This window comes from Pseudoalteromonas sp. APC 3358 (assembly GCF_030408075.1).
Taxonomy (GTDB): Bacteria; Pseudomonadota; Gammaproteobacteria; order Enterobacterales; family Alteromonadaceae; genus Pseudoalteromonas; species Pseudoalteromonas arctica.
The window spans coordinates 143441-156592 of sequence record NZ_JASDCE010000005.1 but is presented as its reverse complement, the minus strand read 5'-3'; the positions used below and the strand labels follow the sequence as shown (position 1 = coordinate 156592).

14 protein-coding genes are annotated in these 13152 nt (G+C 40.4%); 6 read left to right on the top strand and 8 right to left on the bottom strand.

From position 1 onward, the window contains the following. Position 1 precedes the first annotated feature (1 nt). Complete coding sequence (locus tag QL995_RS09860) at positions 2-949, top strand: alpha/beta fold hydrolase (RefSeq protein WP_290294075.1); 948 nt, start codon at positions 2-4, stop codon at positions 947-949. Here the strand turns inward: QL995_RS09860 and QL995_RS09855 are convergent. Next, complete coding sequence (locus QL995_RS09855) at positions 909-1775, bottom strand: cation diffusion facilitator family transporter (protein ID WP_290294154.1); 867 nt, start codon at positions 1773-1775, stop codon at positions 909-911. The two genes, QL995_RS09860 and QL995_RS09855, sit on opposite strands and share 41 nt — an antisense overlap. 161 nt (positions 1776-1936) lie before the next feature. On the opposite strand from QL995_RS09855, the gene trmL reads away from it, so the two are divergent. Continuing rightward, positions 1937-2401: a tRNA (uridine(34)/cytosine(34)/5-carboxymethylaminomethyluridine(34)-2'-O)-methyltransferase TrmL gene (gene trmL / locus QL995_RS09850; protein WP_197118245.1), complete on the top strand. Its 465-nt coding sequence runs from the start codon at positions 1937-1939 to the stop codon at positions 2399-2401. A 69-nt stretch (positions 2402-2470) separates the two neighbouring features. On the opposite strand, the gene gpsA is transcribed toward trmL, so the two are convergent. Genes gpsA through QL995_RS09830 form a run of 4 tightly spaced genes read right to left on the bottom strand, consistent with a single transcriptional unit; the run spans position 2471 to position 4722 of the window. Then, positions 2471-3478 (bottom strand): NAD(P)H-dependent glycerol-3-phosphate dehydrogenase, encoded by a 1008-nt coding sequence (gene gpsA, locus QL995_RS09845; protein ID WP_007582822.1) that lies wholly within the window; start codon positions 3476-3478, stop codon positions 2471-2473. A 3-nt stretch (positions 3479-3481) separates the two neighbouring features. Continuing rightward, positions 3482-3967, bottom strand: coding sequence for a protein-export chaperone SecB (secB, locus tag QL995_RS09840; RefSeq protein WP_007582825.1), 486 nt, complete (start codon positions 3965-3967; stop codon positions 3482-3484). Positions 3968-4001: 34 nt separating this feature from the next. Beyond that, positions 4002-4259 (bottom strand): glutaredoxin 3, encoded by a 258-nt coding sequence (grxC, locus tag QL995_RS09835; RefSeq protein ID WP_002957783.1) that lies wholly within the window; start codon positions 4257-4259, stop codon positions 4002-4004. Positions 4260-4290: 31 nt separating this feature from the next. Continuing rightward, the gene (locus tag QL995_RS09830) at positions 4291-4722 is read right to left on the bottom strand and encodes a rhodanese-like domain-containing protein (RefSeq protein ID WP_002957784.1); all 432 of its coding nucleotides are present in this window, start codon (positions 4720-4722) and stop codon (positions 4291-4293) included. 603 nt (positions 4723-5325) lie between these two features. Here QL995_RS09830 and gpmM point away from each other — a divergent pair. The 4 genes from gpmM to QL995_RS09810 are packed head-to-tail and all read left to right on the top strand — an operon-like array spanning position 5326 to position 10125. Beyond that, complete coding sequence (gene gpmM / locus QL995_RS09825; protein ID WP_290294074.1) at positions 5326-6870, top strand: 2,3-bisphosphoglycerate-independent phosphoglycerate mutase; 1545 nt, start codon at positions 5326-5328, stop codon at positions 6868-6870. Positions 6871-6873: 3 nt separating this feature from the next. Beyond that, positions 6874-8013, top strand: coding sequence for a peptidoglycan DD-metalloendopeptidase family protein (locus QL995_RS09820; RefSeq protein ID WP_165722453.1), 1140 nt, complete (start codon positions 6874-6876; stop codon positions 8011-8013). 34 nt (positions 8014-8047) lie between these two features. Then, positions 8048-9313, top strand: coding sequence for a S41 family peptidase (locus tag QL995_RS09815; protein ID WP_290294073.1), 1266 nt, complete (start codon positions 8048-8050; stop codon positions 9311-9313). 50 nt (positions 9314-9363) lie between these two features. Further along, positions 9364-10125: a divergent polysaccharide deacetylase family protein gene (locus QL995_RS09810; RefSeq protein WP_290294072.1), complete on the top strand. Its 762-nt coding sequence runs from the start codon at positions 9364-9366 to the stop codon at positions 10123-10125. A 182-nt stretch (positions 10126-10307) separates the two neighbouring features. Here the strand turns inward: QL995_RS09810 and rpoH are convergent, their stop codons facing one another. From rpoH to ftsE, 3 genes are all read right to left on the bottom strand, one after another. Next, a complete protein-coding gene (rpoH, locus tag QL995_RS09805; RefSeq protein WP_007582838.1) occupies positions 10308-11171 on the bottom strand; it encodes an RNA polymerase sigma factor RpoH in 864 nt (287 codons plus the stop codon). Between the two features lie 314 nt (positions 11172-11485). Further along, the gene (gene ftsX, locus QL995_RS09800) at positions 11486-12472 is read right to left on the bottom strand and encodes a permease-like cell division protein FtsX (RefSeq protein ID WP_007582840.1); all 987 of its coding nucleotides are present in this window, start codon (positions 12470-12472) and stop codon (positions 11486-11488) included. Further along, entirely contained in the window at positions 12469-13146 is a 678-nt protein-coding gene (gene ftsE, locus QL995_RS09795) for a cell division ATP-binding protein FtsE (protein WP_290294071.1), read from the bottom strand. The genes ftsX and ftsE overlap by 4 nt, the downstream gene beginning before the upstream one ends. Positions 13147-13152 lie beyond the last annotated feature (6 nt).

Genomic DNA, 13152 nt, shown 5'->3' with positions numbered 1-13152 from the left:
CATGTTTTATAGTAGTGAGCGTGAGCTTAAGAGTAATCAAATAACAATTAATAACTTTTATAAAAACACGCTAATTAAAGCTTATTTAGATACACCTAACGGGCAATTATTTTATGCTTATGCCATACCAGATAAAGCCAAAAATGCCATTGTAATAAGCTCTGGGCGCCTTGAAGGGTTAGATAAATATAAAGAGTTGTTATGGGAGCTGTATAACAATAATTTTGCCATATTCATAGCCGATCACCAAGGACAAGGCCGCTCTTATCGCCACCTACTAAATAAGCACAAAGGCCATGTTAATCAATTTAAAGATTACAGCGCAGACCTAAACTTATTTAATACACAAATAGTGGATACTCATTGGCAAGGTAAAAAGGTGTTAGTGAGTCATTCAATGGGCGGCGCCATAGCATTTGACTATCTTGCGCATTTTGAACACAACTTTAGTGGCGCGTTTTCATCAGCGCCTATGCTTGATATTTATACAAAAAACACACCAAAGCCTTTAGCTAAATTAATAGCAAGTACTGCAACCCTTTTGGGTCAAAAAGACAATTACGCACTAGGGCAAACCGATTACATACCCGATGAGTTTGCTACAAATGTATTAACCAGCAGCCCAGTGCGTTACGAGCTATTTAGGCAAACATATCAAGAAGAGCCATTACTACAGCTCGGCGGTGTTACTTACGGCTGGCTAAATGCGACGTTTGCATTTATAACTTCTGTGGATAACTTGAGCGTGACTATTCCACTTTATATTGCCAGTGCGCAAAACGACGAAGTGGTTGATAACAATGCCCAATATAAATTAGCAAACAGGCACGTAAACACGGTACTTAAAAGCTTTGAAGGCGCTAAACACGAGCTGTTTTTTGAACGTGATGAAATACGCCAGCCATTACTTAAGAGCTTGTATCAGTTTTGTGAGTCGGTGACGGCTTAATAAGTACCGACAAAGGGTCGAGGTGGATCAGTATATCTACCTCAGACTCAAAGCGTTCTTTAAGCATTGCCTCTACTTCATCAGCTACGTTATGTGCGCGAATCAAACTTAAATGATCATCAAGCTCTAAGTGCATTTGGATAAACTTAACTTTTCCGCCTTGGCGCGTACGAATATCATGCACACCATGTACATCAGCATGGGCTCTGGCTATATCAAATATGCTTTGCTTTTCATCATCTGGCAGTTCTTTATCCATTAAGTGATCGGCACTATCGCGAGCAATATCCCAACTGTTATAAAGTAAGTAGCCCGCTACACCTATCGCAAAAACAGGATCGGCATACAACACACCATAATAAGCTAACAAAATAGCTAATAGCACAGCGGCATTTAATATTAAATCGCCTTTGTAATGTACTGAGTCGGCTTTTATAGCAATTGAATCGGTGTATTTAACCACCTTGTTTTGTACAAATACAATGACCAACGTACACGCAATAGCAAAAATACTTACCCACACACCTAATAAAGAATGGCTTAACTGTATAGGATTAAATAACCGCTCAATACCATGAAAAGCAAGTAGGCAACCTGAGCCTGCAATAAACGCAGCTTGCCCAAGTCCAGCTAGTGCTTCAGCTTTTCCGTGCCCAAACCTATGGTCATCATCTGCTGGGCGCAGTGCGTAACCTAGCACTAAAAAACTCATAGCAGTGGCTGTTATATCCATTAACGAATCAGTTAACGAGCCAAGCATTGAGGCAGAGCCAGAAGCCAGCCATGCCCATGTTTTTGCGCCAATCATTAAACTAACCATTACCATGGTAACAATGCTTGAAGTTTTAACCCAAAATTCGTAGCTACGGTTATGCACGTTTTAATCCGATAATTAGGAGTACTCAATAGTGTGAGTATATCATTTTTTTAAAAGGTTTCGTGTATACTGCCCTTCGTCAAACTACAGATTATTTTATAAGGCTCATTATGCTGGATATTGTTTTATACCAACCTGAAATACCGCCTAACACTGGTAATATTATTCGCCTATGTGCTAATACCGGCTATGCATTACATTTAATTGAGCCGCTAGGTTTTGAGTGGGACGATAAGCGCGTGAAACGTGCAGGACTTGATTATCATGAATTTAGTCATGTTCAACGCCATGCCTCATTTGAAGATTACCTTGAAAAATGTAAACCAAAAAAAATATATGCATGTACAACCAAAGGTAGTCAATTCCATCATGAAGCTAAATACGAAGCCGGCGACTGCTTAGTATTTGGACCTGAAACCCGCGGTCTACCTGATGATATGATTCAAGCATTACCAAAAGAGCAGCGTGTGCGTATTCCTATGCAAGCTAATAGCCGCAGCATGAACTTATCAAACGCAGTAGCCGTGTTTGTTTACGAGTCGTGGCGCCAGTTGGGTTTTCCTAACGCGCAGTAAATAGCTTTGAGCTAAACAACAAAAAACCGACATAACGTCGGTTTTTTAGTTTTATAAACGCTTATAAAATTATTCAGAACGTTGCTCTCGGCCTAATAGCGCCATTGCAGCTTCTTTCATATCTTTATTTTCATAAAGCACTTTATAAATTTGCTCGGTAATCGGCATTTCTACACCGCTACGCTGCGCTAATAAATACACTTCTTTGGTATTTCTAAAGCCTTCAACTACTTGACCAATTGATTCAATAGCAGCATCAACGCTTTCGCCTTTACCTAACGCTAAACCAAATCGACGATTACGTGATTGGTTATCTGTACACGTTAGTATTAAATCGCCAAGGCCTGCCATTCCCATAAAGGTTTCTGGCTTAGCACCAAGAGCGCAACCTAAACGAGTAAGCTCTGCAAGGCCTCGGGTGATAAGTGCGGTACGCGCATTAGCGCCAAAACCAACACCGTCCGAAATACCGGCACCAATGGCAATTACATTCTTAACCGCACCACCGAGTTGTATACCAATAAAATCATCATTGTTATACACACGGAATGAGCGACCACAATGAAGTAAATCAGCGAGCTGCTGAGCAAATTCAGGTGACGTAGAAGACACTGAAATAGCTGTAGGTGACCCCATCGCCATTTCTTTTGCAAACGTAGGGCCCGACAGTACCGCAAGTGGAATATCATCACCCAATTCTTGCAAAGCCACTTCTTGTAACAAACGTCCAGTATTAGGCTCAAGCCCTTTAGTTGCCCACGCTACTTTAGCACCGTCTTGCAATGCAGGTTTGATCTGCGCAAGTGTGTCGCCAAAAGCATGGCTTGGCACAACAACAAGTACAATAGCGCTGCTAGCAACGGCATGTTGTAAGTTAGCTTCAAGAGTAAGAGTATCTGGAAAAGGAGCATCAGGTAAGTAACGTTGATTTTTCCGCTCAGCTGCAAGCGTGGCAACGTCGTCGCTATTTCTTCCCCAAAGTGTCACGTGGTGGCCATTTCGGGCTAAACAAATAGCAAGGGCGGTGCCGTAAGACCCCGCCCCTAATACAGTAACAGCTGTAGTTGCTGTACTCATAAGTTATGCGTCTGCTGAAGCCTGGTCAGCTTGCGCAGTACGTTGTTGCATGTATTGTGCAAATAACGCATCAAAATTAACTGGCGCAAGGTTAAGCTGTGGGAAAGTACCACGGTTAACAAGGTTTGAAACAGCTTCACGTGCATATGGGAACAACACGTTAGGACAAAATGCACCTAGCATGTGCGCAAGTTGCACTTCTTCAACTTCAGCAATAGTAAAAATACCTGCTTGTTGAATTTCACATAAGAACGCAGTTTCTTCACCAAGAGAAGCGGTTACAGTTAGCGCTAAAACAACTTCAAATACACCTTCGTCTAGTTTGTTAGAGCGTGTATCTAGGTCTAGCTTAACTTCTGGCGTCCATTCTTTTTGAAAAATGGCCGGAGAGTTTGGCGTTTCAAACGATACATCTTTAGTGTAAATACGTTGAATAGTAAATTGTGCGCCGTCTTGTGCAGCTGCTACGTTTTGATTTTCTTCGTTCATTGTTATTCCTAACTTGTTCGTTATTATAATTAAATTAAGCGTTTAGCTTAGCGTCAAGTTTACCTTGCGCTTCAATAGCCATCATGTCGTCGCAGCCACCGATATGTTCATCATTAATAAAAATTTGCGGTACTGTGCTTGCACCACCTGCTTTGGCAATCATTTCATCGCGTAGCTCAGGCTGTACACCAATATCATAATTTGTGTATTCAACGCCTTTGCTGTTTAAAAGCGAAAGAGCACGCTGACAAAATGGACAATACGCCTTGGTGTATAAAACAACATTACTCATAATAAATCCTCTATCGGCCTAGCTAAACTGATTAGCGACCTGTTGTAGTTGGTAAGCTGGCAGATTGCCACGCACCCATGCCACCTGCTAATAAGTAAACTCGTTCAAAACCAGCTTTACTCATAGCGGCTGCAGTACCTTGGGCAGTCATACCTGTAGTACATACAACTATAATGGGTTTAGTCTTGTACTTTTCAAGGCTTGAAAAGTCAGATTTTTTCGCATTCTCTGGGCTTAAGTGCTCAGCACCAGAAATACGCCCTGCATTAAACTCTTTTTGCGCACGTATATCGATTACTTGACCGTCATCACGGTTAATAAGTAACGTAAGCTGCTGAGGATTTATTTGACGAACAGCTGAAAGCTTACTCTTTATCCAGCCACTAACAATAAGGAAAACAATACCAACCCAAGCAAGGCTTAAAATGGGATGATTTGTAATAAATTCAATATATTGATCCATTCTACTTCCACTATGAAATTATGTTTTAAACCTAGGGCGTGTTGGCCTTTGTGGATTGAAATTTGTTCAATCTAGGGGCGATTAAATCGCGGCGCGAGATTTGTAACCTAGTGGGCTAAGTAAAAACCGAGCAACAAAGAGATAATAGTCCCTAGAAAGAACCCAACGGGCAGCGTATGTTTGGTTTTTATGCTACGTTATCGCCTATTTATGGGGAGTAACCACACTTCATAGGCTCTGCCTTGCCTAAAAACCAAACATACTGCTGTAAATTCAACCACCAAAGTGCAACACGCCCTAATATTTTAAGGATTTTGTACTTTAGCCACGCAAGTATACCCAAACCAACCTAAAATGCGAGTTTAGGAGCACTTAGAGACGTTTAAAAAACGATAAAGCCCCCCATATATAGTTAACAAGAACTCTTGATAATAAATCTATCTCAAGCAGAGTTCAGGTTAGTCAATGAGGTATAAGTGAAAAAATTTAATATCTTGTTTTCAATGCTGATCCTAGCTTAAAAACACGGTATGCTAAAACCACGCTAATAAACCTTTTAGGTGCACAGTATCCATCAACAGATACTAATTTTCAGGAGCTATTATGACAGAGCATAAAAAACCACTGGTATTAATGATTTTAGACGGTTGGGGATACCGCGAAGATACGCAAAGTAATGCTATTCTTGCAGCTAACACACCGGTATTAGACAATTTATGGGCCACACGGCCACACACATTAATATCAGCTTCGGGTTTAGATGTTGGTCTTCCTGATGGTCAAATGGGTAACTCAGAAGTTGGCCATGTGAACTTAGGCGCTGGTCGCATTGTTTATCAAGATTTTACCCGTATCACTAAAGCAATTAACGATGGCGAATTTGATTCAACCCCAGCCTTAGTTGAAAACATAGATAAAGCGGTAAGTGCAGGAAAAGCAGTTCACATAATGGGTCTTTTAAGCCCAGGTGGTGTGCATAGCCATGAAGACCATATAGTTGCGAGCATAAAACTTGCTGCAAAACGTGGCGCTAAAGAAGTTTACTTTCATGGCTTTTTAGATGGCCGCGATACACCTCCACGTAGTGCTAAAGCGTCAATCGAACGTATTGAAGCGTTATTTAGCGAACTTAAATGCGGTCGTTTGGCGTCACTTATTGGCCGTTACTACGCAATGGACAGAGACAACCGTTGGAACCGCGTAGAAAAAGCGTACAACGTAATTGCATTAGCTGAAGGTGACTTTAATTTTGATAACGGCGTAGAGGCACTTAATGCAGCGTACGAGCGCGACGAAAACGACGAATTTGTGGCCGCTACAACCATTACACCAACAGGCGCTGCTCCTGCTTCAATAAACGATGGCGACACTCTAATTTTTGCCAACTTTAGAGCAGATAGAGCCCGCGAAATTACTCGCGCTTTTGTTGAGCCTGATTTTAATGGATTCGCAAGAAAAAGAACGCCAGAGCTTAGTGCATTTGTAATGATGACAGAGTACGCAGCTGATATAAATGCACCTATTGCCTTTGGTTCAACACCGTTAGTAAACGTACTTGGTGAGTGGTTTGAAAAAAATAACAAAACACAGCTTCGCATTTCAGAAACCGAAAAGTACGCACACGTTACGTTTTTCTTTAGTGGCGGGCGCGAAAGTGAATTTAAAGGCGAAACACGCGAGCTAATTCCTTCGCCGCAAGTTGCAACCTACGACTTACAACCTGAAATGAACTCAGAAATGCTAACCGACAAACTAGTAGCAGCAATTAAAAGCGGTAAATACGATGCTATTATTTGTAACTACCCTAACGGCGATATGGTTGGTCACTCTGGTGTATTTGAAGCTGCTGTTAAAGCTTGTGAAGCTGTAGATAGTTGTATCGGACGTGTTGTTGATGCACTTGAAGAGTTTGGTGGTGAAGCACTAATAACAGCCGATCATGGTAATGCTGAGCAGATGGCTGATCTTAAAACAGGCCAAGCGCATACAGCTCACACTAGTGAACCGGTACATTTTATTTATGTTGGTCGCGATGCAGAGCCTATGCAAGGTAAAGCATTAAGTGATGTAGCCCCTACAATGCTTCACTTAATGGGCATGGAGCAACCAAACGAAATGACTGGTACGCCTATCATGATGTTGAAATAACACATGAATAGACGTATTAACCGGTTAATTAAGTGCGGTTTAATACTAACTTCATTAGTGACTGCATCTGCAGTTGCTAATGAAGATCGTACTAAAAAAGACTTATCAGAAGTTCAAAATGCACTTGAGCAAAGCCAAGCTGAGTATAACGCCCAAAGAAAAAAAATAGCGTCACTACAAAAAAACCTAAAAAGCCATGAACTCGATATAGCTAAAAATGCTAAAGCACTTAACATGGCAGAACAATCAGTAAAAGAAACTAAAACACAGCAAAAAGAGCTACAAAATAAAGCCGATGAGCTCGATAAAAAGCACACTCAATTTCAGAAAATTTTAGCCGCGCAGCTTAAAAGCGCCTATATGGCCGGTGGCGACGACTACTCTAAAATGCTGTTAAATCAAGAAGACACTGCAAAATTTGAGCGCACACTTAGTTATTACAACTACTTAAATAAAGCCCGTATTGAACAAATTGAAGATCTAAAAGACCTTCAAAAGCAAATAGTACAAAACCAAGAAGAGCTTGTTAAAACACAAGAAAAACTAGCGCTTTTATTTGATGAGCAAAAAAGACGTCAAACTGCATTGCTTAATGCACAAAGTGAACGCCAAGCTAATCTTAAAAATTTACAAGCTCAGCTCAACAGCACCAAAAGTTCAATAAACTATTTAAAAGAAAACCAACAAACTTTAGTAGCAACAATTGAAGAGCTCGAAAAAGAAAAAACACAGAAAATTGAATTACTGGGCCTAAATAAAAACAAAGGCAAATTAGACTGGCCGAGCAAAGGCAAGTTAGAGCACACATTCGGCCAACGTAAACATGGTGGTATTGATTGGAAAGGCGTATTAATTGGTGCAAAAGAAGGCACTAATATTAATAGCGTACATAACGGCCAAGTTGTATTTGCCGATTGGCTAAAGGGCTATGGTTGGGTAATTGTTGTAGACCATGGTGAAGGTTTTATGAGCCTATATGGTCATGCCCAAACACTGCTAAGAGATGTAGGCGACATGGTACGCGAAGGCGAAACCCTTGCTTTAGTTGGCCAAAGCGGCGGACAAGCTAGTTCTGGTCTATACTTTGAAATACGCCACAAAGGACGCGCAGTAAATCCTGTAAAATGGTGCAAACGCATTTAATTAAATAAATCGCTGCACCGCTCTGGAGCAGCTGATGACAACTAAAAAAACTGCAGTAATTACCATTGTTCAAAAAAATACAGGCTTTTATATAAGTCTGTATTTACTTGTATTACTAACCTTAATCGCTTTTTCTAGTAACGTACTAGCAAGCTCGATTAAAGATCTTAAAAGACAACAAATAGACGAAATACTCTTTAACATCCATGCCTACTACGTTGAAGATCTCACCTTACAAAATAGCCACCACATTAAATATAATAGCCAACAGTTTGAGCGCTTATATTCAAAGCTCGACTCTTACTCTAAGTACTTAAATGAGCACGAACTAACCTCATTATTTGATAACACAAACGGGCGCTATACAGGTATTGGTATTGAGGTTAAAAATATCGACGAGAATATGACTATTGTTAATGTGGTTAATAACTCCCCCGCAAAAGCAGCGGGTATTTTGCAAGGTGATATTATTGTAAGTGTAAACAACCAAGCAGCCCAAAACCTTACAATCGATGAAGTAGCAACACTAATAAGAAACAGTAAATTTTCAAATATAGAACTAATTATAAGTCGTGATAACAATAAAAACCCACTCACGTTTCATGTAGCACGCCGCCAAATAAACCTCGAAAGCGTAACAAGCGAACTTCTAGATTTTGGTACTGGTTATATAGCTATCAATAATTTTTCTAACCACACATTGCATGAGGTTGCTCTGCAAGTTGCTGCCCTGCAAAGCCACTTTGGTTACCCACTTAAAGGCTTAGTAATTGATTTACGTGATAACCCAGGGGGTACATTACAAAGCGCAGTAGCGGTATCAGACCTATTTTTACAAAGTGGCACTATAGTGACTACTAAAGGACGTTTTTACGATGCCAACCAAGCATTTTATGCAAAGCGTGGAGACATTCTAAAAAATGCCCCCATTGTTGTGCTTATAAATGAAAATTCAGCCTCTGCAGCCGAAATACTTGCAGCAGCACTTAAAGACAATAAACGAGCAACCGTTGTTGGCAGTCAATCTTTTGGGAAGGGTTCTGTACAATCGCTCATTCCTCTAGGTGATGGCAACACTGCATTAAAGCTCACCACAGCTAAATACTTTACGCCGCTAGGTAAATCGATTGATGGAATAGGAATAACCCCAGATGTGGCGGTTAATCAAACAAACCTTTCACAAAGTAATAAAGCCGTTATAATAAAAAATGAACACACTAACAGTAAAGCGCAATTACTTACTGGTAACTTAGCAGATTTACAATTAGTTAAAGCAAAACAATTACTCAGCATGCAATAGCTTGTATAAGCTGTATAAATAAAGCTAAAAAGATAATAAAAACTATAAACGTGAAAATAATAAAATGGCTAATATTAGCTATTTGTTTTAGCTCAGCAACAATTAGCGCTAAACAAATAGCAATAGTGATAGACGATATAGGCTATCATCAACGGGACTTAGAGTTCCTTTCCTTACCAGGGCAATTGTCGTATTCAATTTTGCCCCATACTCCTTATTCGCAAATTTTTGCAACGCTTGCTAGTCAATCAAATAAAGAGTTATTACTTCATGTACCTATGCAGGCACTTAACGGTAAAGAACTCGGACCTGGCGCGCTTACTTTAAATATGAATAAAGAGCAGCTTCAGCAAACTCTAGGAACCGCTCTCGCTAGTTTACCGCAAGTTAAAGGCGTTAATAACCACATGGGCTCAGCGCTTACGCAGCAAAGCCAAGCTATGAAGTGGACAATGGAAGTGCTTAAAAAGCGCCATTTATATTTTTTAGATAGCCGCACAACCGATTTAAGCCAAGCACAAAATGCTGCTAACTTTTTAGGTGTTGCCAATATTAGTCGCCAAGTGTTCTTAGACAATATAACTACACCAGAACAACTGCAGCTAAGGCTTGAAGAATTAAAACAACTAGCCATCACTCATAATTCCGCTATTGCAATTGCTCATCCCTACCCAGAAACAATCGAATTTTTACGTCATGCCTTACCCGAGCTAACTAAACAAGGTTTTGAGCTCGTGCCGGTTTCGCAGCTGGTTGAGCGTAAATACATTCAGTTAGCGCAAGCTAAGAGAAAAGAGATTAGTGCTCGGTGATATAAGCTTTAAATAATGCTATATCCGAATGATAAACTAACCATTCAATAATGCAGAGTATCGGTATTACTTGATAGGATATTTTATCGTTGGGTTTCGCTTCGCTCAAACCAACTTACGCGAAAGCAAAAAGCCCCGCATTTTCATGCAGGGCTTTTTAAATTTTACTGCTAGAGGTGTGTTTAGCTCATAGCGCTTTGTAACTTTTTCATCGCTGTTTTTTCAAGCTGGCGAACGCGTTCAGCAGATACACTGTACTTTTGTGCAAGCTCTTGAAGAGTCGCCTTATCATCAGACAACCAACGTGCGCTAACAATATCTTGTGAACGTTCGTCTAGTGTTTTAAGTGCGCTAAATAAACGAGTATGCGCTTGCTCTTTCCACTGTTCTTGTTCAACGTCGTCAGCTAAATCAGCTGCGCCATCTGTTAAATATTGCACTGGAGAGTACGTGCTTGTTGGTGCGTCGTCGTTATCATCGCCCGTTAGGTCAAAGCCCATGTCTTGGCCGCTCATGCGCGATTCCATTTCACGTACTTCTTTTTCACTCACACCTAGCTCGCTAGCAACGGTACTAACCTCAGCTTGATTAAACCAACCTAAACGCTTTTTGTTTTTACGAAGATTAAAAAACAATTTACGTTGCGCTTTAGTGGTTGCAACTTTAACTATGCGCCAATTTTTAAGCACAAACTCGTGAATTTCGGCTTTAATCCAATGCACTGCAAACGATACTAAACGCACACCCACAGTAGGGTCGAAACGCTTAACCGCTTTCATCAGGCCTATATTACCTTCTTGAATAAGGTCAGCTTGTGGTAAGCCGTATCCCGAGTAGCCTTTAGCAATATGCGCTACAAAGCGTAAATGCGACATAATGAGTTGCTTGGCAGCACTAAGATCGCCTTCTTCCTGAAGTTTTTTAGCAAGTTCTTGCTCTTGTTCAACTTTAAGCATAGGAATAGTGCTTACCGCTTGAAGGTAACCGTCCATGCTTGCGCTTTGTTGTCCGACTGTAAGTGCCATTGCGTATAAATCTTTACTCATTTTTCACCTCGGTGATAAACATTTGAAACTATCTTAGCACTCTTTCTTTAAGAGTGCTAACCCCAATTTAAAACTTTTTTAAAGTATAAATCAAGCAGTTTTTAGTATGTGTTTAGTCTACTACAAGCGACTGAATAAGTGATGAATTGAGGGGCTGCAGCAGGTTAACCTCGCTGCATCACCTTATTTACAACTCATTACTTCATGGGAGGATAGTACATAAATATGACAGTTTTAATAACAGGAGGTACAACCCAGTTCGGTAAGATACGCATATCAAGCTGGGTTGGTTCACTTATAGTTTGCAGGATTTTTTATACTTTATCGGGTTCTATTTCTTTAATATATCGATTTACAGAAAGGTACGAGCCTACAAATCCTAAGCTTGTTGCAAGTAACACTAAAAAGCCGAGCTCATTAAGCGATAATCCAATTAACGAAAAGCTTGTTTGATACACCCCCGCTACACTGCTCACAGCGCTTGAAAGCCACCACATCATTAGTCCTACGCATATAAAGGCAAATAAACCACCTATTACACCATACCAAATACCGGTCCACAAAAATGGGGCATGTATAAAGGTGTTAGTTGCGCCGACTAGCTTCATTACTTGTATTTCTTCTTTTTTATCCATGATCGACAAACGGATGGTGTTACCAATAATAAGCGTCACCGAGGTAAGCAGTAATAATGCGATGGTTATTACACTTTCTTTCAGTAAATCTAGTAATGCATTTAAACGCTCTAGCCACGCTATATCGAGCTTACCAAAATCAACTTCACGTTCACTTTCTAATTTAGTTAGCAGTACTTTAGCGGCATTTGGGTGTCTATGACGTTTTGTAGGAGTAACAAGTACCACATCAGGTAATGGGTTTTTATCTAAATACTCTAAAGCTTGCCCAAAGCCAGATACGTCTTTAAATTCTGTTAGTGCTTTTTGCTTTGAAATAAATTCAACGCTTTCCACTTCTGGATAAAGTGCTAAACGCTTTACTAATGTTTGCGTTTCTTGCTCGTTCATACTTTCTTTTACAAACAACGATATTTCACTCGCTTCTTCAAAACCACTACTTACTTGCTGTACGTTTTTAACAACGAGATAAAGTGTTGCAGGTAACGTTAGGCTCAAACCAAGTACAGCAATAGTCATCATAGATGCAAGCGGCGTACGCCACATTTCACCTAAGCTATGAACACCTTGGCGAAAAATATTAATAATGAAAAAGTAACCGCCAGCTAATACTGATTTTTTTTGCTTGTCGTTACTATTTTGACGACTTTTAAAAAGTAAACTCATAGTGCTCCCTCAGCGAGCGGATCTTGAAGCATGCGGCCATCTTTTAAGGTTAGACTGCGGTACTTCATACGTGCAACCAAACCTAAGTCATGCGTCGCTATAAGAACAGTGGTGCCGTGTTTATTAAAGTCCTCAAACAGCTTTAGGATTTCCATTGAAAGCTCAGGGTCTAGGTTACCTGTAGGCTCATCGGCTAACAGAATTGGCGGAGAGTTTACAATTGCTCTGGCAATACCAACACGTTGCTGCTCGCCTCCAGAGAGCATAGACGGATGACATTTTATTTTGTCTATCAGGCCTACTTTATCAAGCGCACCATGAACACGTTTAGCTATTTGCTTATGGTGAGTACCCTCAATAATAAGAGGCAGTGCCACGTTATCAAAAATAGTATAGCGCTCTAGTAAACGGTGGTTTTGAAAAATAATACCTATATCACGGCGAGCATAAGGAATTTGACGCGAGTTTACTTTATTTAAATCAACACCGTTGATAAATACAGTGCCTGCCGATGGACGTTCCATTAAGCTAATTAACTTAAGCAATGTACTTTTACCCGCACCACTGTGGCCGGTTAAAAAGGCAAGTTCACCCGGTTTAACATGAAAATTAACTTTTTCGAGGGCGCGGTGCCCTCCAGGATAAGTCTTACTTACTTGCTGAAAATTTATCATCTTTTT